At 70.8% G+C, this 23,357-nt stretch carries 22 protein-coding genes and 1 pseudogene; 17 read left to right on the top strand and 6 right to left on the bottom strand.

Annotated features, from left to right (window positions below; genetic code table 11):
• Nucleotides 1-118 precede the first annotated feature (118 nt).
• The 6 genes from ABZW60_RS03130 (at nt 119) to ABZW60_RS03105 (ending at nt 8,518) form a co-directional block, all read left to right on the top strand.
• Nucleotides 119-952 (top strand): serine protease, encoded by an 834-nt coding sequence (locus ABZW60_RS03130; protein ID WP_355473465.1) that lies wholly within the window; start codon nt 119-121, stop codon nt 950-952.
• A gap of 75 nt (nt 953-1,027) precedes the next feature.
• Nucleotides 1,028-3,136, top strand: coding sequence for a spermidine synthase (locus tag ABZW60_RS03125; protein ID WP_355473463.1), 2,109 nt, complete (start codon nt 1,028-1,030; stop codon nt 3,134-3,136).
• A complete protein-coding gene (locus ABZW60_RS03120) occupies nt 3,129-3,761 on the top strand; it encodes a class I SAM-dependent methyltransferase (protein ID WP_355473461.1) in 633 nt (210 codons plus the stop codon). The genes ABZW60_RS03125 and ABZW60_RS03120 overlap by 8 nt, the downstream gene beginning before the upstream one ends.
• A gap of 62 nt (nt 3,762-3,823) precedes the next feature.
• The gene (gene galE / locus ABZW60_RS03115; RefSeq protein WP_355473459.1) at nt 3,824-4,777 is read left to right on the top strand and encodes a UDP-glucose 4-epimerase GalE; all 954 of its coding nucleotides are present in this window, start codon (nt 3,824-3,826) and stop codon (nt 4,775-4,777) included.
• Between the two features lie 86 nt (nt 4,778-4,863).
• Entirely contained in the window at nt 4,864-5,283 is a 420-nt protein-coding gene (locus ABZW60_RS03110; RefSeq protein ID WP_355473457.1) for a cyclic nucleotide-binding domain-containing protein, read from the top strand.
• 31 nt (nt 5,284-5,314) lie between these two features.
• The gene (locus ABZW60_RS03105; protein WP_355473456.1) at nt 5,315-8,518 is read left to right on the top strand and encodes an adenylate/guanylate cyclase domain-containing protein; all 3,204 of its coding nucleotides are present in this window, start codon (nt 5,315-5,317) and stop codon (nt 8,516-8,518) included.
• Here ABZW60_RS03105 and ABZW60_RS03100 read toward each other — a convergent pair.
• Both ABZW60_RS03100 and ABZW60_RS03095 read right to left on the bottom strand, forming a co-directional pair.
• Entirely contained in the window at nt 8,502-9,281 is a 780-nt protein-coding gene (locus tag ABZW60_RS03100; protein ID WP_355473454.1) for an SDR family NAD(P)-dependent oxidoreductase, read from the bottom strand. The two genes, ABZW60_RS03105 and ABZW60_RS03100, sit on opposite strands and share 17 nt — an antisense overlap.
• Nucleotide 9,282: 1 nt before the next feature.
• Nucleotides 9,283-9,972, bottom strand: coding sequence for a TIGR03089 family protein (locus tag ABZW60_RS03095; RefSeq protein ID WP_355473452.1), 690 nt, complete (start codon nt 9,970-9,972; stop codon nt 9,283-9,285).
• Nucleotides 9,973-10,039: 67 nt separating this feature from the next.
• Here ABZW60_RS03095 and ABZW60_RS03090 point away from each other — a divergent pair, with 67 nt between their 5' ends.
• Nucleotides 10,040-10,294: a twin-arginine translocase TatA/TatE family subunit gene (locus tag ABZW60_RS03090; protein ID WP_355473450.1), complete on the top strand. Its 255-nt coding sequence runs from the start codon at nt 10,040-10,042 to the stop codon at nt 10,292-10,294.
• Here ABZW60_RS03090 and ABZW60_RS03085 read toward each other — a convergent pair.
• A complete protein-coding gene (locus ABZW60_RS03085; RefSeq protein WP_355473448.1) occupies nt 10,250-11,164 on the bottom strand; it encodes a LysR family transcriptional regulator in 915 nt (304 codons plus the stop codon). The two genes, ABZW60_RS03090 and ABZW60_RS03085, sit on opposite strands and share 45 nt — an antisense overlap.
• Here ABZW60_RS03085 and ABZW60_RS03080 point away from each other — a divergent pair.
• The 8 genes and pseudogenes from ABZW60_RS03080 to ABZW60_RS03045 form a co-directional block, all read left to right on the top strand.
• Nucleotides 11,163-11,636, top strand: a pseudogene (locus ABZW60_RS03080) (SDR family oxidoreductase); the annotation flags it as partial. The gene ABZW60_RS03085 and the pseudogene ABZW60_RS03080 overlap by 2 nt on opposite strands.
• Before the next feature lie 31 nt (nt 11,637-11,667).
• Entirely contained in the window at nt 11,668-12,057 is a 390-nt protein-coding gene (locus ABZW60_RS03075) for a hypothetical protein (RefSeq protein ID WP_355474495.1), read from the top strand.
• 111 nt (nt 12,058-12,168) lie between these two features.
• Entirely contained in the window at nt 12,169-13,506 is a 1,338-nt protein-coding gene (locus tag ABZW60_RS03070; protein ID WP_355473446.1) for a hemolysin family protein, read from the top strand.
• Entirely contained in the window at nt 13,503-14,585 is a 1,083-nt protein-coding gene (locus ABZW60_RS03065) for a hemolysin family protein (protein WP_355473445.1), read from the top strand. The genes ABZW60_RS03070 and ABZW60_RS03065 overlap by 4 nt, the downstream gene beginning before the upstream one ends.
• A 45-nt stretch (nt 14,586-14,630) precedes the next feature.
• Entirely contained in the window at nt 14,631-15,701 is a 1,071-nt protein-coding gene (locus tag ABZW60_RS03060) for an NAD(+)/NADH kinase (protein WP_355473443.1), read from the top strand.
• 11 nt (nt 15,702-15,712) lie between these two features.
• A complete protein-coding gene (locus ABZW60_RS03055) occupies nt 15,713-16,807 on the top strand; it encodes a sugar phosphate nucleotidyltransferase (RefSeq protein ID WP_355473441.1) in 1,095 nt (364 codons plus the stop codon).
• 104 nt (nt 16,808-16,911) lie between these two features.
• On the top strand, nt 16,912-17,277 hold the full coding sequence (locus tag ABZW60_RS03050) for a YciI family protein (protein WP_355473439.1): 366 nt from the start codon (nt 16,912-16,914) through the stop codon (nt 17,275-17,277).
• Nucleotides 17,277-18,494, top strand: coding sequence for a DUF6596 domain-containing protein (locus tag ABZW60_RS03045; protein ID WP_355473437.1), 1,218 nt, complete (start codon nt 17,277-17,279; stop codon nt 18,492-18,494). Before ABZW60_RS03050 ends, ABZW60_RS03045 begins: the two co-directional genes overlap by 1 nt.
• A 54-nt stretch (nt 18,495-18,548) precedes the next feature.
• Here the strand turns inward: ABZW60_RS03045 and ABZW60_RS03040 are convergent, their stop codons facing one another.
• From ABZW60_RS03040 to cofD, 3 genes are all read right to left on the bottom strand, one after another.
• A complete protein-coding gene (locus tag ABZW60_RS03040) occupies nt 18,549-19,265 on the bottom strand; it encodes a DUF3105 domain-containing protein (RefSeq protein WP_355473436.1) in 717 nt (238 codons plus the stop codon).
• Between the two features lie 86 nt (nt 19,266-19,351).
• Nucleotides 19,352-20,326 (bottom strand): coenzyme F420-0:L-glutamate ligase, encoded by a 975-nt coding sequence (locus tag ABZW60_RS03035; protein WP_355473434.1) that lies wholly within the window; start codon nt 20,324-20,326, stop codon nt 19,352-19,354.
• Nucleotides 20,323-21,300, bottom strand: coding sequence for a 2-phospho-L-lactate transferase (cofD, locus tag ABZW60_RS03030; RefSeq protein WP_355473432.1), 978 nt, complete (start codon nt 21,298-21,300; stop codon nt 20,323-20,325). Before cofD ends, ABZW60_RS03035 begins: the two co-directional genes overlap by 4 nt.
• Nucleotides 21,301-21,414: 114 nt before the next feature.
• On the opposite strand from cofD, the gene ABZW60_RS03025 reads away from it, so the two are divergent.
• Complete coding sequence (locus ABZW60_RS03025; RefSeq protein ID WP_355473431.1) at nt 21,415-22,686, top strand: hypothetical protein; 1,272 nt, start codon at nt 21,415-21,417, stop codon at nt 22,684-22,686.
• A 327-nt stretch (nt 22,687-23,013) separates the two neighbouring features.
• The gene (locus ABZW60_RS03020; protein ID WP_355473429.1) at nt 23,014-23,280 is read left to right on the top strand and encodes a WhiB family transcriptional regulator; all 267 of its coding nucleotides are present in this window, start codon (nt 23,014-23,016) and stop codon (nt 23,278-23,280) included.
• Nucleotides 23,281-23,357: the final 77 nt, after the last annotated feature.

The following is a 23,357-nucleotide window of genomic DNA, read 5'->3' as shown; positions in this document are numbered from 1 at the left end:
CTGACACGGAGCGCAGGAAAACCCCTGATCTGACCCTGCTTCACACAGCTGTGATGGTCGGCGGCGGCGGGATGCGTTACGAAGACCTCTAAGCCCAAACAGTGAGGAAACCGCCCCCATGAAACTGTTCCGTACGCTGCTGGCTGCCACCGCGGTCGCAAGCACCACCCTGCTCGGCACCAGCTCCGCCCAAGCCGCCGCACCTGGCGCCGACTTCACCGGGATCGCGGCGCTCAGCAACTGCTCCGCCTCCCTCGTCCGGTACGCCGAGTCGGTCAGCACCGACAAGGCGCTCGTGCTCACCAACGGGCACTGCTACGAGGGCGGGTTCCTGCAGCCCGGCCAGGTCCTGGTGAACAAGACGTCCACCCGCTCGATCACGCTGCTCAAGCCGGACTCGAGCCGGGCCGGGACGATCCGCGCCGAGAAGATCCTGTTCGGCACGATGACCAAGACCGACATGATCGTGTACCAGGTCAACGAGAGCTACGCCTCGATCAAGAGCCGCCTGAACGTGACCCCGCTGACCCTGGCCAAGCAGGGCCCCGCGGACGGCGCCGGCATGGCGGTCGTGTCGGGCTACTGGAAGCGGATCTACACCTGCTCGGTGCAGGCGACGATCCCGCAGCTCCGCGAGGGCGACTGGACCTGGCAGAACTCGATCAAGTACCAGCAGCCCGGGTGCGAGACCATCGGCGGTACGTCGGGATCGCCCGTGGTCAGCACCTCGACCGGCGAGGTCATCGGGGTCAACAACACCGGTAACGAGGACGGCGAGCAGTGCACCGTCAACAACCCGTGCGAGGTGGACGCCGACGGCAACGTCACGGTCGACCAGGGCGCGGCGTACGGCCAGCAGACCTGGTGGCTCTACACCTGCCTGACCGCGAACCGGACCCTCGACCTGAACAAGTCCGGCTGCGAACTGCCCAAGCCGGCCCGCCGTCACTGACGGCGGTTCGAACAGAAAGTAACGATGCCTGCGGGGTGACGCAGAGCACTTCGATATCCGGTAACGTCGCCCCGCATGGCAGTCGACTCCGCTACTGATCCCGTCGTCACGACCGGTTGGCCGAGCCCGTTCGGGGTTCGGACCCGGTTGGTCGCGTCCAGTGCACTGATGCTGTTCGTCGAGCTCGCGCTGATCCGCTGGACCGGCTCGAACGTCGTCCACCTCAGCTACTTCTCGAACTTCGTGCTGCTCGGCTCGTTCCTCGGGATCGGGATCGGCGTGCTCCGCTCCGGACGGGCGAAACGGCTGCCCTACTACTCACCGATCATGCTGGGCCTGCTGGTCCTGGTGATCGCGTGGAAGCCGGTCACGGTCAACCGCGGCAGCTCGTCCAGCGTCATCTACTTCACCAGCCTGAACACCACCGGCCCGCCGGTCTGGTTGATCCTGCCGGTCATCTTCGTCGCGGCCGCCGTGGTGCTGGCCGGTCCGGCCGAGCTGGTCGGCCGTTGTTTCGGGGAGTTGCCGCGCCTGACGGCGTACCGGTTCGACCTGGTCGGCAGCCTGGTCGGGATCGCGACGTTCACCGGGCTGTCGTTCCTGGGCGCGCCGCCGATCTGGTGGGGGCTGATCGTCACGCTGGTGTTCGCCGCGCTGATGATCCCGCGGTCCGCCGCGTTCAGCGGCCGCCGCGCGGTGGCGACCGGCCTCAGCGCCGCGCTCGTGCTGTCGCCGCTGATCGTGATGCTCGGCGTCCTGTTCCACGAGTCGACCAGGGCCGACAACAGTTGGTCGCCGTACTACAAGGTGCAGACGAAGCAGTATACCTGGGAGGGTGTGCCGCTGCTGACCATCACGGTGAACGGCGTACCGCACCAGCAGGCGATCCCGGCCGACGCGCGGCTGCAGTGGGAGCCGCAGTACGGGCTGCCGTACGAGCGGGCGACCGCCGGCAAGCAGCCGAAGAACGTCCTGATCATCGGCGCCGGCTCCGGCTCGGACGTCGCGATCGCGCTGAAGAAGGGCGCGCAGCACGTCGACGCGGTCGAGATCGACCCGCGGATCCGCGACCTCGGCAAGGCGCTGCACCCGGACCGTCCGTACCAGGACCCCCGGGTGACCTCGCACATCGACGACGGGCGCGCGTTCCTGTCCCGCACGGACAAGAAGTACGACCTGATCCTGCTGGCGCTGCCGGACTCGCTGACGCTGGTGAACGGCGCGAGCTCGCTGCGGCTGGAGAGCTACCTGTTCACCCAGCAGGCGTTCGAGTCCGCGAAGGAGCACCTGAACCCGGGTGGCGCGTTCGCGATGTACAACTACTACCGCGAGACCTGGCTGATCGACCGGCTGGCGTCGACGGCGCAGCAGGCCTTCGGGCACAAGCCGTGTGTCGACAAGATCGGTGACGGCCTGCAGCAGGCGGTCGTGACGGTCGGCCTGACCGAGCAGGACCAGACGTGTGCCGCCGAATGGCCGGGTGCGTCCGCGACGACGCCGCCGCCCGCGACCGACAACCGCCCGTTCCTGTACCTGTTCACGGACCGGATCCCGTCGCTGTACCTGGTGACGCTCGGGCTGATCCTGGTCGCCGGCCTGGTCGGCGTCGGGATCGCAGGTGGCGGCGCGTCGTACAAGCGGATGCGTCCGTACGCCGACCTGTTCCTGCTCGGCGCCGGGTTCATGTTGCTGGAGACGAAGAGCATCACCGGCTTCGCGCTGCTGTTCGGTACGACGTGGGTCGTGAACGCGATCGTCTTCGCCGGCGTGCTGGTGGCGGTGCTCGCGGCGGTCGAAGTGACGAGGCGGTTCAAGACACCACCGATCAAGGTGATGTTCGCGATCCTGTTCGGCGGCCTGGCGTTGTCGTGGGTGTTCCCGGACAGCTGGCTGCTGGCGATGCCGGTCGGGTTGCGGGCGCTGGTCGCGGTGCTGATCGCGTTCCTGCCGATCTTCGCGGCGAACGTGATCTTCGCGAAGCGGTTCACCGACACCGCCGACGGGACGGCGTCGTTCGGCGCGAACCTGCTCGGCGCGATGCTCGGCGGCTGCCTGGAGTACGCCGCGCTGATCATCGGTTTCCACGGCCTGCTGATCATCGCCGCGCTGCTCTACGTCGGAGCGTTCCTGCTGACCCCGAAACTGGCACCGAAACTGGCACCGAAACTGGGAACCCGTGAGTGACCTCGCCGACTACTACCGCGAGCGGGCCCAGGAGTACGACGCGGTGTACGACAAGCCGGAACGGCAGGAGGACCTCGCCCGCCTGCGGGCCCTCCTGCCGCCGCTGGTCGCCGGCCGGTCGGTGCTGGAAGTTGCCGCCGGCACCGGTTACTGGACCACCGCGCTGGCGAGCACCGCGCGCTCGGTGGTCGCGACGGACCTGAACGACGAGACCCTCGCCGTCGCCCGGACCCGCTCGTACGGCCCGGCCGAGGTTCGTTTCGAGACCGCGGACGCGTACGACCTCGGCGCCGTCGAGGGCCGTTTCGACGCGGTCTTCGCGGGCTTCTTCTGGTCGCACGTGCCGCGGGCCGACGTCCGGCGCTGGGTCCGGGGGCTGCAGGACCGGGTCGAGCCGGGCGGCGTGGTGATCCTCGCCGACAACCGGTACGTGGAGGGCAGCAACTATCCGATCACCCGGACGACGGCCAGCGGGGACACGTACCAGACCCGGCAACTGTCCGACGGGCGCACGTTCGAGGTTCTGAAGAACTTCCCGGCGCGCGAGGAGTTCGCGGCGGCGGTCATGCCGGCCGAGGTGGAGTGGACCGAGCTGACGTACTTCTGGCTGGCAACTGTCTGCTGATCTGGTACGGGTTCGGCCCGTTTCCGCCGTCCCGGGTGTGGCCGGGTGGCAGGATCTGAGACATGACGTGGCTCGTGACTGGTGGTGCTGGGTACATCGGGGCGCATGTGGTGCGCGCGTTCCGCAACGACGGGATCGACGTGGTCGTGATCGACGACCTGTCGAGTGGGAAGGCGGAGTTCGTTCCGGACGGTGTGCCGTTCGTGCGGGCGAACCTGCTCGACGGTACGGCGGTACGCCAGGCGCTCGAGGGTGTCGACGGCGTCGTGCACCTCGCCGGCTTCAAGTACGCCGGGGTCTCGGTCGAGCGCCCGCTGCACACCTACACGCAGAACGTGACCGCGATGGTGTCGCTGCTCGAGGCGATGGCGGAGGCGTCGGTGCGCAACATCGTGTTCTCGTCCAGCGCCGGTGTGTACGGGACGCCCCGCGACGAGGTCGTGACCGAGGAGACCGCGCCGGACCCGCAGTCGCCGTACGGCGAGTCGAAGCTGATCGGTGAGTGGCTGCTGCGCGACCAGGCCGCCGCGACCGAGCTGCACCACACCTCGCTGCGCTACTTCAACGTCGTCGGCTCCGGCGACCCGACGGTGTACGACGCGTCGCCGTACAACCTGTTCCCGATCGTCTGCGACCTGCTCACCCAGGGGAAGGTGCCGCAGATCTACGGCACCGACCACCCGACCCCGGACGGTACGTCGGTGAAGGACTACGTGCACGTCGCCGACCTGGCCCGTGCACACGTGGCCGCTGCCCGCGCGCTCGAGTCGGGCAAGACCCTCGAGCGGGTCTACAACCTGGGCAGCGGCACCGGGACGTCGGTCCGCGAGATCATGGACGCGGCCCGCCGGGTCACCGGGATCGACTTCACCCCGACCGAGGGCCCGCGCCGCCCGGGCGACCCGTCCCGCGTCGTCGCGAACGGCGACCTCGCCGCCCGCGACCTGGCCTGGCAGAACACCTCCACGGTCGACGACATGTTCGCGACCGCCTGGGAGGCCTGGCCGAAAAGCTGAGTGGTGAGCGATCCCCGGCGGTTGTAGCCTGTGGCGCAGTTCACAGTTGCTGCCCGGGCAACGGGCACGATCGAGGGGTGCGATCCATGAGTCACGAGAGCCTGCCGCAGTTCCTGGCGAAGATCGATCTCTTCGAGGGGCTGTCCAAGGACACGCTGTCCGACCTGATCGAGCGTGGCACCACGCTGAAGGTTCCGGCCGGCAGCCATGTGGTCGAGCAGGGTGCGAACGACGCCGGCCTGCAGGTCGTGCTGGAGGGCTCGGCCGCCGTGGAGGTCAACGGCGTCGTCCGTGAGCCGCTGGCAGTGGGGGACTACTTCGGCGAGATCTCGATGATCGACGGCCTGCCGCGGTCCGCGACCGTGGTGGCCGGGCCGGACGGGCTGACGACGTTCGCGCTGTCCGCGCTCGCGTTCGAGCCGGTCGTGAAGGAGAACCCGGACGTCGCTCACGCACTGCTCAAGGCCCTGACCGCCCGGATCCGCGGTCTCGAGTCCGGGAGCTGAGCCGATCCGGCCCGAACCGCGTGGGGGCGCGATGACCGAGGAACGCAAGGTCGTCACGGTGCTGTTCTGCGACCTCGTCGGGTTCACCACCGCGTCCGAGTCCGCCGACCCCGAGGACGTCCGGCGCTGGCTGGCGCCGTACCACTCGACCCTGCGGCAGACGGTCGAGCGGTACGGCGGGACCGTCGAGAAGTTCGCCGGGGACGCCGTCCTGGCCGTCTTCGGCGCGCCGCGGTCCCGGGAGGACGACGCCGAACGGGCGGTCCGGGCCGGCCTGGCGATCCTCGAGGCGGTGCGGACGCTGCCGGACGGGCCGCTGGAGGTCCGGATCGGGATCGAGACCGGTGAGGCGCTGGTCCAGCTGAACGCACGACCGGAGCTCGGCGAGCCGTTCGTCACCGGCATGGTGGTCAACCTCGCGGCCCGCCTGCAATCGTCCGCGCCGATCGGCGCGGTCGTCGTCGGGCACGGCACCCACGAGGCGACGCACCGCGTCTTCGGCTACGACGCGCTGGAACCCGTTGCGGCCAAGGGCGTCAGCCGTCCGGTCGAACGCTGGCAGGCCGGCCCGCCGCGAGCCCGCTTCGGGACCGACGTCATCCGCGATCTCAGTACGCCGATGGTCGGCCGGCAGCGTGATCTGACCTTGCTGTGCACGGCGTTCGAGAAGGCGCTCGCGGAGCGGGTGCCGCAGTTCGTCACGCTGCTCGGCGAGCCGGGGATCGGCAAGTCGCGGCTGGCCGCGGAGTTCGGCGCCTGGCTGGATCGGCACGACGAGCTCGTCACCTGGCGCGAAGGCCGGGCGCTGCCGTACGGCGAGACGCCGTTCGGGCCGATCGCCGAGATCTTCAAGGTCCAGGCCGGGATCCTGGACACCGACCCGCCGGCGCAGGCCGTCGCCAAGCTCGACGCGATCGTGCCGGACGGCGCGGACCGTGCCTGGTTGCGGGCCCGGGTCGGCCCCTTGGTCGGCGCCGACCAGTCCGCCCAGCCGGGGCCGGCGACCCAGGAGGAGTCGTTCGCGGCCTGGCGGCAACTGCTGGAGTCGTTCACCGAGCAGTCGCCGGTGGTCCTGGTGCTCGAGGATCTGCACTGGGCGACGGACGCGATGCTCGCCTTCGTCGATCACCTGGCCGAATGGCTGACCGACCTGCCGCTGGTGGTCGTCGTCACCGCCCGCCCCGAGCTGCTCGAACGCGGACCGCAGTGGACCCGCGGGATGCAGAACGCCCTCACCCTCGGCCTCTCACCGCTGACGGCCGACGAGACCGATCAGCTCCTCACCGGGATGTTCGCCGGTCAGGACGTGCCGGCGGAGATCCGGCGGCGCCTGGTCCGCCGTGCCGACGGCAACCCCTTGTACGCCGAAGAACTCGCCCGGGTTGTGACCGACTGCGGCCCGGACCAAGCGGCCTCTGCCGACCTGCCCGCGGGGATCGCCGCGCTCATCGCGGCCCGGCTGGACACGCTGGAACCCGATCGCAAGGCACTGCTCGCGGATGCCGCCGTGGTCGGCCGGGTGTTCTGGGCCGAGGCCGTCGCCGCGATGTCCGGGCGAGACCCGGCGGACGTCGTCCGAGAGCTCCAGGAACTGGCCCGCAAGGAGCTGGTGCGACCGGTCCGGCGGTCGTCGATGCTGGACCAGCACGAGTACTCCTTCTGGCATGCACTGACCCGCGACGTCGCCTACAGCCAGGTGCCGCGTGCGGTCCGCTCGGAGCGGCACCTCGCTGCCGCCGACTGGCTCGAGCTGCGCTGCGCCGCCTGTCAGGCCGAGACGCCGAACCTGATCGCGTACCACCTGACCACCGCGCTCGACCTGGCCACCGCACGCGGCGACACCGAGGCGGCGGCGCAGATCGCGCCGCGGGCCCGGCACCACCAGCTGATGGCCGCTGAACTGGCGATGAACCTCGACACGAACGAGGCGCTCGCCCTGCTCGACCGCGCGCTGGCCCTGAGCCCGGCCGGCGATCCCGAACGTCCCACGGTCCTGCTGCGCTGGGGCTGGGCGGCTTTCCAGGCGGGCCGCCTCGACGACGCCCAGGCGGCGTACCTCGAAGCGATCGCCGGTTTCGAGGCGATCGGGGACGTCCGCGGCGTCGCACTCGCCCTGCGAGCCTCGACGTACTCGCTGAGCAGCATGGAGGAGAGCCTGGCGACGGTCGACCGGGCGGTCGGGATGCTCGAGGAGCTCGGGCCGAGCGAGGACCTGGTGCTGTTGCTGTCCGGACAGGCGAGCATCCGGGTGGTCGCGAGCCGCTACCAGGATGCGATCGACTCGGCGAACCGTGCCCTGCGAATCGCGTCCGAGCAGGGGTACGCCGTACCGCACCGGGCGCTGGAGTCGCGAGGGCTCGCCCGGGTCGGTCTGGGGGACACCGGCGGGCTGGTCGACGTCAAGGAGGGGCTGACCGCGCTGCTCGAGGGCGGCCGGGGGCGCGACGCGGCGGTGACGTGGCTGAACTACGGCTGGGTGCTGTGGCAGATCGAGGGACCGCTGGTTGCCCTGGGCGAGCTGGAAGCGGCCCGCGAGTTCTCCGCCCGGCGCCGGCTGGCCGAGATGGAGGAGCAGATCGGCTGTACCGTCCTGCAGTTGATGATCGAGACCGGCCGGCCGGCCGAGGTGATCGCGGCGTGCCGGGCCCAGCTCGAGCGTCCGTCACCGGCGTTCACCCTGTTGCGGCGTATCGAGGTCCTCGGCGCGGTGGCGGTCGCGGAGGCCGAGGCCGGCCTGCCGGAGGCTCGCGATCACGCCGAGGAGGCGTACCGGCTGGCGGTGGAGGCGGGCTGGCCGGACATGATCGCCGTCGCGGCCTCGCCCGCGGCGACGACGCGGGCGCACGACGGCGACCGGGACGGTGTGCTGGAGATCCTGCGGCTGCTCGCCTCGCTGGCCGATCTGCACGGCAGCATCGAATTCGACGTCCGCCTGCCGTCCTTGGTGCGGGCGGCGCTCGCCGTGGGCCACGACGAGGCCGCGGCTGTCCTCGCGGATTTCGTCGAGCCGGTGCTGCCCATGCGCGAGTACGCCGCGACGACGGCCCGGGCGCTGCTCGCCGAACACCGTGGCGACACCGAGGCCGCGGCCGCCGGATTCGCCCGAGCGGCCGCGGACTGGGGTGCCTTCGGCAACAAGTTCGAACAGGCCCACGCGCTGCGCGGCCTGCACCGCACCACGGGCGATGCCGCTGCCCTGGCCGAAGCCGAGCAGCTGTTCAGTACTCCTTCTTGAAGGGCCCGGAGGTTGTCAGGTCGAGGACCCCGGGGCCGGTCAGGACGCCGCCTTCGACCGGGAGCGTGTGGCCGGTGATCCAGGAGGCGTCGTCGGACGCGAGGAAGGCGACCGCGGCGGCGATGTCCTCGGGCTCGCCGACCCGGCCGAGCGGGTACATCGTGCCGAACTTCTCCAGGGTGTCCGGCTGGTTGTCCCAGTTCGGCGTCCGGATGGTGCCTGGGGCAACCACATTGAAGCGGACGCCGAGGTTGCCGTACCGGGCCGCGTAGTTGACGGTCATCGCGACCTGTCCGGCCTTGGCCGCGGAGTACTCGATGTTGCCGAACGCGGCGAGCCCGTTCACCGAGCTGATCGTGACGACGTTGCCGCGGTTCTTCACCAGTTGCGGCAGCGCGGCCTGGATGCAGCGCGAGGCGCCGACCAGCGTCAGGTCGAGCTGCGCGTGGAACTCCTCGGCCGTCGCGTCCTCGGGAACCGACCGGACGATGCAGCCGCCGGCGTTGTTCACCACGACGTCCAGGCGACCGAACCGCTCGACCGCGGCCGCGACCGCCGCGTCGACGTCGTCCCGACTCGTCACGTCGACCTTCAGGCCGAGCGCGTTCGAGCCGATCTCCTTCGCGACCTCGGTGACCTTCTCCTCCTGGAGATCGGTCAGCAGCACCGACGCGCCTTCGTCGGCCAGCCGCCGCGCGACCGCCGCACCGATGCCCTGCGCCGCCGCCGTGACCAGTGCGACCTTGCCCTCGAACCGCTGCACGCTACCCCTCCCTGTCGTCGACCGTCCGGTCGACCTTCTCGTCCGCGACCCGGCGCTCCAGCTTGGCCGGATCCAGGTTCCTGCAGAGCACGATCGAACCACCTCCGGCGATCACCCCGACCAGCAGTCCCAGCCCGTGGCGGTCGACCAGGCTCCGGGTGACCAGGATCCGGTCGCTGACCGGCTCCGCCGCGCCGATCAGGTCCTCGTGGGTGAGGTCGTCGTACGCCGGTGAGGCGGGCGTCGGCGGGTCGAACGGCACGAACAGGTCGGGGTGGTTGTAGACCTCGGCGCCGTAGTCCTGGATGCCGTCCGGCAGCGGTTCGCGGAAGCGGCCGCCGAGGGGGAGGAGCGCGGAGGCGACCGTCTCCCGCTCGCCGCGGATCGCGAAGTCCGGGCCGGTGATCGCGAGCGTACCGGTGCCGCTGGTCAGCGCCGCGCCGGCTGACCAGGCGGACAGGGCCCAGACCACGCCGAGCCAGTGCGGCGGCAGGCCGATCGCGACCGTCTCGCCGGGCTCCAGGTCGTACTCGTCGACCAGCAGGTTGGCGGTCTTGGCGACCCAGTTCGCGGTGGTGACCGTGCTGAGCTCGATGCGTTCGCCGGTCGCGTCGTCGTAGTAGGTGAGGAACGGGGCGGCGCCGTCGCGGCGGACCGCGGCCGCGAACAGCTCGGGCAGAACTCGTGACATATGGCCCACCCTACGGTTCGCGCACCGACGTAGGTTGGACGGGGATTGACCGGAAAGAAGGCTTGTCATGGTGCCAGAACTCGCGCTGCCCGAAGGCGGCGAATGGATCGTCATCCTGGTCATCGTCGTGCTGCTGTTCGGCGCGAAGAAGCTCCCCGAGCTGACCCGCAACGCGGCCCGCGCGATGAAGGAGTTCGACAAGGCCCGCCACGGCGACGACGACGAGACGCCGCCGCAGGTCACGCAGGCAGCTCCCCAGGCATCAGCTCCGCAGGGCTCAGGTGATCTCGAGGGCGGCGGCGCGCAGGGCGTCGGCCAGTAGTGCGACCGGCTCCGGGAGCCGGCCGGGCAGCCGGGCGAGGATCGTCCGGCGGAGCTCCTGCGGACCGCCCCGGACGGTGACCACGCGGACACCGGGTGGCACCGCCGACGCCATCGACGCGGAGATCGTGGTGAGTCCTGCCCCGGCCGCGACCAGGTGGAGCTTCGCGAGCCAGTCGCGGACCGTGTGCGCGATCACCGGGCGCTCGTCCAGCCCGGGCCAGACACCCATCCACAGTTCGCTGCTCGACGCGGGCCCGGCGATCCACCGCTGACCGCGCAGGTCGGCGACGTCCACGGCGTCGTACGCCGCGAGCGGATGCCCGGCCGGCACCGCCAGCCGCAGGCTCCGCTCGGCGACCGTCTCCAGCTTCAGCGCCGGCGACTCGGCGTCCGGCGGGCGGAACGGCGGCGCGGACGCGATCAGCGCGAGGTCGATGGTCCCGGCCCGCAACGCCCGGACGAGTGTGGGCGTGGATCCCTCGCGTGTCGTCATGGTGATCGCCGGGTGCGTACGCCGTACCGCGCTGATCGCCCGCGGCAGCAGGACCGCGCCGGCGCTCGGGAACCAGCCGAGCCGGACGGTGCCGCCGTCGACCGGCAGTCCGGACAGTTCGCGGGCGGTCGCGTCGATCCGGTCGAGGACGGCGGCGGCGTTGCGGAGCACGACCCGTCCCGCGGCGGTGAGCGCGACACCTTCGCGGCGGCGCTCGAGCAATCGGCTGCCCGCGGCGCGTTCCAGAGCGGCGATCTGGCGCGACACGGCCGACTGTGTGTACCCGAGCGCGGCCGCGGCGGCCGTGAACGTGCCCCGCTCCGCCACCTCCCGGAACACCCGGAGCGCGACCAGCGAGACGTCGGTGAAATCCATGACATCTACGCATACCACCTGTGCGGAACTTTCGCTGGAGTCATACAAGTCCCGGACCTACGGTGGCCACATGACACCACGAATCGCACTGGTAGCCGGCGCCAACCAAGGCATCGGATATGCACTGGTAGAAGAACTCGCGTACCGGATGGACCCCGACGACCTCGTCCTCCTCACCGGCCGAAACCCGGAACGAGTCGCTGCCGCGGCGGCTCAAGTGCAGGGGAAGGCGCGGGTCGAGGGGCGGGTGCTGGACGTGACGGACGGCGAGGCGGTCGCTCGGCTGGCTGGGGAACTGGGTGGGGTGGACATCGTGGTGTCCAACGCGGTGGGGCCGTTGGAGCCGGGGAAGGCGCCGGTGGACCAGGTGGACGAGTTCGTCGACGTGGCCAATCTGGGGGCGCAGCACGTGCTGCGGAGTTTCGGGGCGATTCTGCGGCCGGGTGGGCGGTTGATCGTGGTGGCGAGTTCGCTGGGAACGCTGGCGCAGTTGGCCCCCGCAGTTGTGGGACCGGTTCGACGGCGCCTCGCTGGAGGACGTCGAGAAGGTCGTGGAGGAGTGGCGGACGGCGGTGCACGACGGTACGGCGGCCGCACAGGGCTGGCCGGAGTGGATCAACCTGCCGTCGAAGGTGGCCCAGGTCGCCGCGGTCCGTGCCGTCGCGGCCGGGCGTCGGGAGCGGGACCTCGCCGAGAACACCCTGGTCGCGTCCGTCTGCCCGGGGCTCGTCGACACCCGCGCGTCGCGCCCGTGGTTCGACGACTTCAGCCAGGCGAAGTCGCCGGCCGACGCCGTCGTACCGATCGCCGACCTGATCCTCGCCGATCACGTCGACCCGGCCCGGTACGGCGAGCTGATCCGCGACGGCGAGGTGCTCGCCTGGAGGCCGTAAGATCCTCCAGCCTGGTTAGGTTAGCCTAACTAATGTGAGTGGTGCGACGATCCGCGGTTCGGCCGTGACCCCGTGGTACTCCGGTCGCCGGAGTTCTCATAAGGTCGTCCCATGCTGATCCTGGCCGGCCTGGGCCTGATCCTGGTGCTGACCGTTGCCACCGGCTACTTCGTCTCCCAGGAGTTCGCGTACGTCGCCGTCGACCGGAGCCGCCTGCAGACGCTGGCCGCCGAAGGTGACGCGGCCGCCGCGCGAGCACTGAAGGTCACCGCCCGGCTGTCGTTCGTGCTGTCCGGGGCGCAGGTCGGGATCACCATCACCGCCCTGCTGGCCGGGTACTTCGCCGAGCCGTACCTCGGCGAAGGGCTCGAGCACCTGCTCGGCGCGGCCGGCGTACCGCACGCGGTGAGCACGTCGATCTCCGTGCTCCTGGCCTTGCTGCTGGCAACGATCATCCAGATGGTGCTCGGCGAGCTGGCGCCGAAGAACCTGGCGATCGCGAAGGCCGAGGCGATCGCGCTCCGGCTGGCCCGCTCGACCCTGCTGTACCTGACCGTCGCCGGGCCGCTGATCCACCTGTTCGACTCGGCGTCGAACCGGATCCTCCGCCGGGTCGGGATCGAGCCGGTCGAGGAACTGCCGCAGGGCGCGACCGCGCAGGAGCTCGACCGGATCATCGAGACGTCGTACGAGCAGGGCCTGCTGGACCAGGACACGACGCGGCTGCTGGACCGCGGGCTGGACTTCCGCGGCCGGACCGCGGGCGAGGCGATGGTCCCGCGGGTCGACGTGGTCACCGTGCACCGCGAGGAGCCGCTGACCCGGGTGGTGGAGCTGCAGGACACCGGGCACAGCAGGTTCCCGGTGGTCGGGGCGTCGGTCGACGAGGTGATCGGCGTGGTCGCGATCGGCGAGGTGGTCGAGCTCGAGCCGGCCGACCGGGCCACGATCGCGGTCGGCTCGCTGGCGTCGCCGCCGGTCGCCGTCCCGACCACGCTCCCGCTGCCCGCGGTTCTCGAACGGCTCCGGGTCGCGCGCCGGCAGCTCGCGATCGTCGTCGACGAGTACGGCGGGTTCGCGGGCATCGTGTCGCTGGAGGACATCGCCGAGGAGCTGGTCGGCGAGATCCGCGACGAGGACGACCTGCCCGAGACCGGCCTGGTCGAGGGCGGCGACGGGTCCTGGACGGTCCCGGCGCGGTGGCGGCTCGACGAGGTCGCGGAGGCCACCGGCGTCCAGCTGCCGGACAGCGACGACTACGAGACGGTGTCCGGTCTGGTGATGGCGCGGCTCGGCCGGATCCCGGACGTCGGCGACTCGCTGGTCGTGGAGCTGCCGCACCGGATCGACCACGACGGCCGGCCGGTCCCGGCCGAGTTCGTCCGGCTGACGGTGCAGTCGATCGAGCGCCGGGTGCCCGGCGTCGTGGTGATGGAGCGGACGGCATGAGTACGACGTGGGCGTTGATCATCTCCGTCGTGCTGCTCGCGCTGAACGGGTTCTTCGTCGCGGCCGAGTTCGCCCTGGTCGCGTCGAAGCGGCACCGGCTGGAGGAGGCCGCGGCGTCCGGCAGCCTCGCGGCGCGGGCCGCGATCGCCGGGGTCAGCGAGCTGTCGCTGATGCTCGCCGGGGCCCAGCTGGGGATCACGTTGTGCACGCTGGGACTGGGTTCGCTGAGCGAGCCGGCGGTCGCGCACCTGCTGCATCCGCTGTTCGAGCTGGCGCACATCCCGGAGGGCGTCGGCCATGTGATCGCGCTGATCATCGCGGTGGCCGGGATCGGCCTGCTGCACGTGCTGCTCGGCGAGATGGCGCCGAAGTCGTGGGCGATCAGCGATCCGGAGCGGTCGGCCCTGGTGCTGGCGGTGCCGTTCCGCGGGTTCACGTGGGTCTTCCGGCCGCTGCTGATCGTCCTCAACTGGCTCGCCAACCTGTGCGTGCGGCTGGTCGGCGTGACGCCGCAGAACGAGCTCGCGAACGCGCACGGCCCGGACGAGCTGCGGCTGCTGATCGAGTCCTCGCGCGAGCACGGCACCCTCGAAGAACCCGAGCACGAGCTCCTCACCGCGATGCTCGCGCTGCAGAACACCACTGTCGGCCAGGTGATGACGCCGATCGCGCGGCTGTCGACGGTCCCGTCGACCGCGACCGCCCGCGAGGTCGAGCTCACCAGCCGCCGTGAGGGCCATTCCCGGCTGGCCGTGGTCAGCGCGGGTGCGGACGGGGAGCCCGGGATCTGCGGCATCGTCCACGTCCGCGACGCGGCCCGCGTCACCACCGCCGGCGACACGGCCAGCCGTGCGTCGGACCTGATGATGCCCGCGCTCGAGTTGGGCGAGAACACCCCGGTCGCCAAGGCCATCCGTACGATGCGCGACGAACGCTCCCAGCTGGCCGTGGTCTGCGGCGGCGAGCGAGCGATCGGCGTGGTGGCCCTCGAGGACCTGCTGGAGGAGGTCATCGGCGAGTTCAACGACGAGACCGACCCCATCATCAGCGCGGCGGCCCGCACCAGGGCCACCGATTAGGTTGTAGGTAGCTTGTAGGCAGGAATCGTCCGGAGGAGGACCGTCGTGCCGATCAGGCGGCTGGGGCTAGTCGTTCATCAGGGGCGGCCGGTGGCGGTGGAGACCGCCGACACGGTGCGCAAGTGGGCCACCGCCCACGACATCGGCTGCACCGACATCGACGTCTGGAAGGACCACCAGGAACGCCGGACCGGGACCGACGAGCTGCATCACGCCGGCGACCCCGACCTGGTCGTCACGCTCGGCGGTGACGGGACGTTCCTGCGCGGCGCGCGGATCGCGGCCAAGAACAACGCCGCCGTCCTCGGGGTCGACCTCGGCAAGGTCGGGTTCCTCACCGAGGTGGCGTGCAAGGACGTCGAGAAGGCGCTCGAAGCGGTCCACCACGGCAGCGCGACGTACGAGGAGCGGATGACGCTGACCATGCGGGCCTCGCGTCCGCTGGAGATCCCGACCGGGATCGAGTCCCTGCTGCGGTACGGGCACGGACCCGCGCTGCCCCCGCCGCCGGTGCGGCACGAGATGGCCGAGGGCGACGGCTGGGGGATGGCGCTCGACGTGACCGCGCTGAACGACGTGGTCGTGGAGAAGCTCGCGCGTGACCACCAGGTGGCGCTCGGTGTGTACCTGTCCGGCCGGCTGCTGGCGTCGTACTCCGCCGACGCGGTGATCGTGGCGACGCCGACCGGGTCGACGGCGTACAGCTTCGCGGCCGGCGGGCCGATCCTGTCGCCGAACACCGAAGCGATCGTGTTCACCCCGGTCGCGCCGCACATGACCTTCAACCGGACGGTCGTCGCGGCCCCGGACGAGCCGATCGCGCTCCGCGTGCTGCCGCACTCGGGACAGGCCGCGGTCAGTATCGACGGGCAGTTGCGCGGCGTCCTCGACCCGGGCGACTGGATCGGGGTGTACGGGTCACCGCAGCGGTTGCGGCTGGTCCGGCTGCGGCCGACCGACTTCTACGGCCGGCTGCGCGACCGGTTCCGGCTCACGGACGCGCCCGCGACGGCGCTCGACGGGCAGTCCGAGCTGTTCTGGCAGCCCGCGGACACGCCGGTGCCGCCGGATCTGAAGCACCTGCGGATTCCGCAGCCGCCTGGTGACGACCGGTAGGGTCTCTCCTCATGCGAAACGTGGTGATCCTGGCGGGTGGTTCGGGGACGCGGCTGTGGCCGATGTCCAGAGACGACAGGCCGAAGCAGGTGCTGCCGCTGGCGGCAGGACAGTCGCTGCTGCGGGTGGCGTACAACCGGTTGCTCGGGCTGGTCGAGCCGGAGAACATCTACGTCTGCACGGTCGGCGCGATCACCGACGTCGTCCGTCAGGAGCTGCCCGAGCTCGGCCCGCACAACATCATCGGCGAGCCCGCCCGGCGGGACACCGCGAACGCCGTCGGGCTGGCGTCCGCGGTGGTCGCCCGCAACGACCCGGACGCGGTGGTCGCGTTCGTCGGGTCGGACCACCTGATCAGCCCCGAGGACGAGTTCCGGGCCGCGATCCAGCACGGGTTCGAGGTGGTGGAGGCGCGGCCCCGGTCGCTGGTGACGTTCGGGATCGAGCCGACGCATCCGCACACCGGGCTCGGCTACATCGAGCGCGGCGCGCCGATCGAGGGCACGTCGGCGTACGTCGTGGACCGATTCCGGGAGAAGCCGGACCGCGCCACCGCCGAGGAGTACCTGGCCACCGGGCGGTTCTGGTGGAACTCCGGGATGTTCGTGTGGCAGGCGTCGACGGTCCTGAACGTGCTGGACGCGCTGCTGCCGGAGCCGGCCGCGCGGCTGCGTGAGGTGGCCGCGGTCTGGGACACCCCGGCGCGGGAGGACACGCTCGCGGAGATCTACCCGAACCTGCGCAAGATCAGCGTCGACTACGCGGTCATGGAGCCGGCCTCGCAGGGCAAGGTCGACGCGGACGTGGTCGTCGTACCGATGCCCGTGCACTGGCTGGACGTCGGCTCGTGGGCGGCGCTCGCGGACACCTACGCCGCCGACGCGAACGGCAACCGCACCGACAGCATCACGCTGAGCTGCCTGCTCGACTCCCACGACAACATCATCGTCACCGACGACCCGGACCACCTGGTCGCGGCGGTCGGGCTGCGCAGTCACATCATCGTGCACACCCAGGACGTCACGATGGTCTGCCCGCTGTCGGACGGCGAACGCGTGAAGGACCTGGTCGCCCAGGTCCAGTCCGACCACTCCAGCTACATCTGACCCGCAGGGGAAAATACTTCGGGAGCGTTGTCGATCCGGGGATCCCCCGTTCGACCTGTGGGGGCGAGGGCCGGGAGGCGGCTCCGCGGGACGAGGAGGACACGATGCCGAAGTACATGCTGATCATGCGGGGGACCGACGAGTCGAACGCGGCGATGATGGCCTCGATCGAGGAGTCGATGGCCGCCACCCGGCGGCTGATCGAGGAGATGCTGAAGGACGGCGTCCTGCTGGCCGCGGAGGGACTGGACGATCCGCGGCGGGGCGTCGTGGTCGACTTCGGCGGTGCGGCTCCGGTGGTCACGGACGGGCCGTACGGGGAGACGAAGGAGCTGTTCGGCGGCTACTTCCTGCTGGACGTCGCGTCGCAGTCCGAGGCGGTCGAGTGGGCCAAGCGGGTCCCGGCGGCCCGCGGCTCCAAGATCGAGGTCCGGCGGGTGGCCGGCGACGACGAGGTCCCGGAAGTCTGATGGGGACGACGGCCGACGTCGCGGCTGTCTGGCGGATCGAGTCGGCGCGGATCGTCGCCGCGCTGACCCGGTTCACCGGCGACTTCGGGCTGGCCGAGGACGCGGCGCAGGAGGCGGTGGCCGAGGCGCTGGTGTCCTGGCCGCACGACGTCCCGGCCGATCCCGCCGGCTGGCTGATGACCACGGCCCGGCGGCGGGCGATCGACGCGATCCGCCGCCGCGCCGCCCTCCGCGACCGGTACGCGCTACTGGCACCTACCGCCGCGGTCGACGAGGAGATCGATCCCGAGACGATCGACGACGACGTGCTGGCGCTGATGTTCATCAGCTGCCACCCGGTGCTCTCACCCGAGGCCCGGATCGCGCTGACCCTGCGCGTCGTGGCGGGCCTGTCCAGCGAGGAGATCGCCCGCGCGTTCCTGGTACCGGTGCCGACCGTGCAGGCCCGCATCACCCGCGGCAAGAAGACGATCGCCGCCGCCGGGGTGCCGTTCGAGCTGCCGCCGCCGGACGAGCGCCGGGAGCGGCTGGGCAGTGTGCTCAGCGTCCTCTACGTGATCTTCACCGAGGGCTCGACGGCCACGTCCGGTGATCGGCTGGTCCGTCCGGACGTCGCCTACGAGGCCATCCGGCTGACGCGCACCCTGGCGGCGCTGCTGCCGACCGAGCCGGAGGTCCACGGCCTGCTCGCGTTGTGCGAGCTGACCGCGGCACGTTTCCCGGCCCGGACGGCCGCCGACGGTACGCCGATCCTTCTCGAGGACCAGGACCGCACGCGCTGGGACTTCGCGGCGGTCCGGCGCGGTCTCGCCGCGCTGTCCGTGGCGTCCACCCGTGGCCTGGGCCCGTACGGCCTGCAGGCCGCGATCGCCGCCGCGCACGCGTCGGCAGTGTCCGTCGAGGACACCGACTGGGAGCAGATCGTCGTCCTGTACGAGGCCCTGGGTCGCGTCGCCCCGTCACCGATCGTGGAACTCAACCGGGCCGTCGCGGTAGCGATGGCCACCGGCCCGGCCCAGGCCCTGCTCATCGTCGACGAACTGGTCGCCACGAACCGTCTCCCCGGGTCACACCTGGTCCCCACCGTCCGGGGCGAACTCCTCACGCGTCTCGGCCGCCACCCGGAGGCCCGCGCCGAACTCGAACTGGCCGCCCGCCTCTGCCCCAACCAGCCCGAACGCTCGGTCCTGCTCCGCAAGGCGGCTGCCCTGGACTGAACGAGAACGCCCCCGAGGAGATGCTCCTCGGGGGCGTTCTCACAGGCTTCGGCGTCAGCCGCCGTTCGGCTCCTGGGCGTCGGTGGCCGGGTACTTGTCCATGAACTGCTTCAGGGCGTCACCGCTGACCGATCCGCAGAACTGGCGGTGACCGAACGACTTGTTGGAAGCGTCCGGTCCGCTCCAGTGGGCGAAGGCGAGGTTCTTGCCGTCCGGCCAGGCCTTGCCCTCGTCCGCCTTGAAGGGGGCGGCGATGAACTTGTTCAGCGAGCTCTCGGGGAGCTTCGACTTGGAGATCTTCTCGATCTGGTCGATCTGGTCCTTCGGCAGCGTGTCCCGGTACCACAGGATCGTGTAGCCGTGCTCCAGGTTGTGCACCAGGTTCTCCACCGCGGGCCGGTCGCCGGTCGAGTAGAACTTCTTGTCGAACGGCGCCCAGTTCGGGTAGTGCGGGCCCGACGACGGCGGGGAGACCGGGTACATGATCTTCTCGCCCTCCGGGCGGTGGTCCTGGGTGCCGCCACCGTCGTCGTTGGTGACCGCGTCACAGGACGCCGCCGACGCGGCGACGCCGAAGTCGGTCAGCGCCTGGTCCTTGGTCCGGGAATCCTGGATCAGCTTGATCGCCGGGTAGGCGATGATGGCCAGGCCGACCACGATCGAGCACACCACGATGAGGATCGTGCGGCGGCGGTCCGACCGGGCCTGTTCCCGCTGCATCTTCTCGATCATCTCGCGGCGCGACTGCTTCTGCGACGACGCTTTACCCACAGTGTTGGTCTTCCCGGACAGGGGCGGCCACCGCGCCGCCGTGCCAGGGCAGTGTACGAGGTGACCCTAAGAAGTTGCCTAGAAAACTACTTCGACCGTGAGCCGAACGTGACCGTGGCCTCGCTGCCCGGCCCCGGCCGCACCGTGACGCCGTACCCCTCGGCGTGCAGCAGGACGGCGAGACGCTCGGCCACCACCCCGACGGTCACCGGCTCGTCGCCGAACACCGTGACAGCGTTGTCGGCCAGGTCGAGGCGGACGCCGTCGACATCGGCCAGCAGCCCGGACCACAGCGCGGGGTCGACCTCCCGCGGCCCGGCCGGCGGCTGCCGGTCGAGTACGGCGGCCCGCGCGGCCTCGCGCGTCCCGAGGCTGAACATGTCGGCCTCGGCGTCCCGCACCAGCGCCCGGGCGCCCGGCCCGTGCTCGCCGACCGGCAGCACGGCGTCGTCGAGCCCGCGCAGTACGGCGACCGGCACCCCGTCCGCCTTGCCCTTGACCAGTTCGCTCGCGCTCGCGATCTCGTCGGCCAGCGCCGGCTCGGTCACCGCGAGGACGTTGCCGTGGCTGTCGGTCGTGCCGCGCAGGTCCTCCACGACGCGGACGCCCGCCGCGCCGATCGCCAGGTCGGTCTGGCCGTTGCGCCACGGGCGGCCGAGCGTGTCCGTGACGACGATGCCCACGTTGACGTCGTACCGCTCCTTCAACGCGGCCCGCAGGGCGCGCGCCGACGCGTCCGGGTCGACCGGGAGCAGCAGGACCGTGCCAGGCGCCGTGTTGGACGTGTCCGTGCCCGCGGCGGCCATCACCAGGCCGTGCCGGGTCTGCACGATCCGCGTCTCACCGCGCTGCGCGACGACCCGCACCAGCTCGGCGTCGACCGCCTCGCGCCGGGTGCCGAACGTCAGCCGGCCCTCGGCCTTGCTGACGATCTTCGACGTCACCGAGACGACGTCGCCGTCGCGCAGGTCGGTGCCGTCGGCGATCAGTGCGGCCAGGTCGTCCCCGGCCGTCACCTCCGGCAGTCCGGTCACCGGGAAGATCTCCAGGTGCTTCCTCATCGCCGTACGGCCTCCGCGAGGGTCAGTGCCGCGTCAGCCATCGCGGCGGTGGTGGTCTCGTCCGTCATCCACAACGGCACGGCCTGGACGTGAATTCCGGCGCCGGCGATCGAGTCCGCCTGGATCGCGTCGGAGGTGTCGATCAGCCAGCCGTCCAGGACGCCGCCGGACGCGCGCGAGCCGTAGTACCGCGCGACCGCCGACGCGGTGGACGCCACCCCGACGGTGGCGAGCACCTTGTCCGCCATGCCGCGCACCGGTCCGGTGCCGATGATCGGCGACAATCCGATCACCGGCGCCGCGGTCTCGCGGACCGCGTCCCGGATCCCGGGGACGCCGAGGATGGTGCCGACCGACACCACCGGGTTGGACGGCGGCACGATCAGCACGTCGCAGTCCGCGATCGCCTCCAGGACGCCGGGTGCGGGCTTGGCCTTGTCGGCGCCGACGGCAACGATCTGGTGCGCGGGAACCTCGGCCTGGTAGCGCACCCAGTACTCCTGGAAGTGGATGGCCTTGCGCCGCCCGGGCTGCTCCGGGTCGTCCACCACCACGTGGGTCTCGATCCGGTCGTCGCTCATCGGCAGCAGCCGGACCGGCAGCTTCCACCGCGCACAGAGCGCCTCGGTGACCGCGCTGAGCGTGTAGCCGGCGTCCAGCATCTGCGTCCGCACCAGGTGCGTCGCCACGTCGCGGTCGCCGAGCCCGAACCAGGTCGGCTCCACGCCGTACGCGGCGAGCTCCTCCTTGATCACCCAGGTCTCGTCCTCACGGCCCCACTTCCGCTCCTCCGAGATGCCGCCGCCGAGCGTGTACATCACGGTGTCCAGGTCGGGACAGACCCGCAGCCCGAACAGGGTGATGTCGTCCGCGGTGTTCCCCACGACGGTGATCTCGGCGTCCGGACGGGCCTTCAGCAGGCCGCGCAGGAAGGTGGAGCCGCCGATGCCGCCGGCCAGCACTGTCAATCGCATGGGAAGAGTCTGCCCGAGTCGTCAATGCGTCGGACCACCGCACGACTATGCTGCGGAGGGTCATCACATCCGCACAGCTCAGTTGTACGGCCCCCCAACATCCGAGGAGCCCTCGTGGTCACCGACGCAACCAAGAAGCTCAGAGAGCCGGTCGCGTACATCTTGCTCGCATTCGCCGGCCTGCTGGTCCTGGCCTCGCTGTTCCAGCTGTTCGTCGGCGGGATCGGCTTCGTCGCCGCTTCCGGCGGCGTGCACTCCGTCATCGTCCCGCCGTCGAACTTCACGTTGATGGTGCTCGCGGCGCTGGTCGGTGCGGTCTGGCTGGTGAACGAAGGCGAGCGGACGCCGAACGCACGGATCGTCGTGTTGGGCACGCTCGTCATCACCGGTCTGTTCCTGCTGATCGGCCTGATCGCCACGTTCGCGCAGTTCAACGGCAGCGGCACGACCGGTGAGAAGATCGTCGGCTTCATCTACTCGCTCGGCGGTCTCGCGCTGTACGGCGGTGTGGGTCTGTACGCACTGAAGACGTTCCAGACGCTGCCCGCGCCGGTGCGTGCGCCGAAGCCGGGCCAGTTCCAGCAGCAGGGCCAGCCGGGGCAGTTCGGCCAGCAGGCGCCGTACGGTCAGCAGCAGGGCTACGGCCAGCAGCAGGGCTACGAGCAGCAGGGTCAGTACGGCGGCCAATACGACCAGGGCCAGCAGTACGGCGGTTACGCAGCTGGTGCCGCGGGTGCTGCTGGTGCTGCTGGTGCGGCTGGTGGCTACGCCGCCGGCCAGGAGCAGGGCCAGCAGTGGCCGCAGGAGCAGGGCTGGAACCAGGGCGAGCAGCAGCAGGCCTGGTCGGCCGGTGAGGCCGAGGCCCAGCAGCACGGCGGCCAGCACTCGGCGCAGCAGGGCTCTGAGCAGGCGTGGCCCGCCGAGGGCCAGGGCGTCGAGCCGACGCAGGCGTGGAGCTCCGAAGGCCAGCAGCAGTGGGGCGGCCAGGAGCAGGGCCAGCAGGCGCAGCAGTGGCCGCAGGAGCAGCAGTGGGGCGGCGCCGACGCCGGCCAGCAGCAGTGGGGCGGCCAGGAGTACGGCCAGCAGACCCCCGCGGGCCAGGAATACGGCCAGCAGGCTGCGTCCGGGCAGGAGTGGGGCCAGCAGGAGCACGGCGCCACCGAGGGCTCCCAGGAGCAGGCCGAGGCCCAGCCTGCCCAGCAGGCGTGGCAGCAGGAGCAGGCCTGGCAGGCTGAGGAGACGCCGGCCGCGGAGTCGCAGCCGAGCGAGCCGCAGCAGGCCGAGTCCGCCGACGAGACCCGGATCGACCCGCGGACCGAGTCGGACAAGAACGACCCGAACCAGCCGGGTCAGGGTCAGCAGGGCTGGTGGTCGCAGCCTTCCTGATCGGGCAACAGTTCGGGCGGTCTGCGACAGCAAGCCCTTACCAAGCCCTGCGGGAAAATCCCGGCAACATCAGGTTTGTCCCCGGGTACACAGCGCGAGAGGCCTGTATCTACAGGCCTCTCGTTCTTTTGCGGGCATGTTGCGGATGATCCCAATAGCAGAGCACGGCTTGACTTTCGTGGATTGCAGGAATGTAATTTCAACCGTGTCGTTCGTTAGGACACTCGGTATCGGGGACCGTTGCAGAGCGCAGGACGGACGAGGTCAGGCATGTGGACCGCAAACCCACATGTACAGGGGAACGAACAGGGTCGAGGAGGTCGGACCGTGACAGAGAGCCTGATGGCGATTGTCGACGGTGAGGCGATCGAGGAGGAGCCGAACTGGCAGGAACGGGCGTTGTGCGCCCAGACCGACCCAGAAGCGTTCTTCCCGGAGAAGGGCGGATCCACCCGCGAGGCCAAGAAGGTGTGCCTCGGCTGCGACGTCCGGGGCGAATGCCTCGAGTACGCGCTGCAGAACGACGAACGCTTCGGGATCTGGGGCGGCCTGTCGGAGCGGGAACGCCGCAAGCTGAAGAAGAAGGCCGTCTGACGGTCCGGACACCAGCAGCACAACTTCACGACGGACTTCCGCGAGGCCCCGGGGCGATCACCCCGGGGCCCGCGGCT

This window comes from Kribbella sp. NPDC003557, from assembly GCF_040610805.1.
Lineage (GTDB): Bacteria > Actinomycetota > Actinomycetes > Propionibacteriales > Kribbellaceae > Kribbella.
This window is presented reverse-complemented; position numbering and strand designations above follow the sequence as displayed.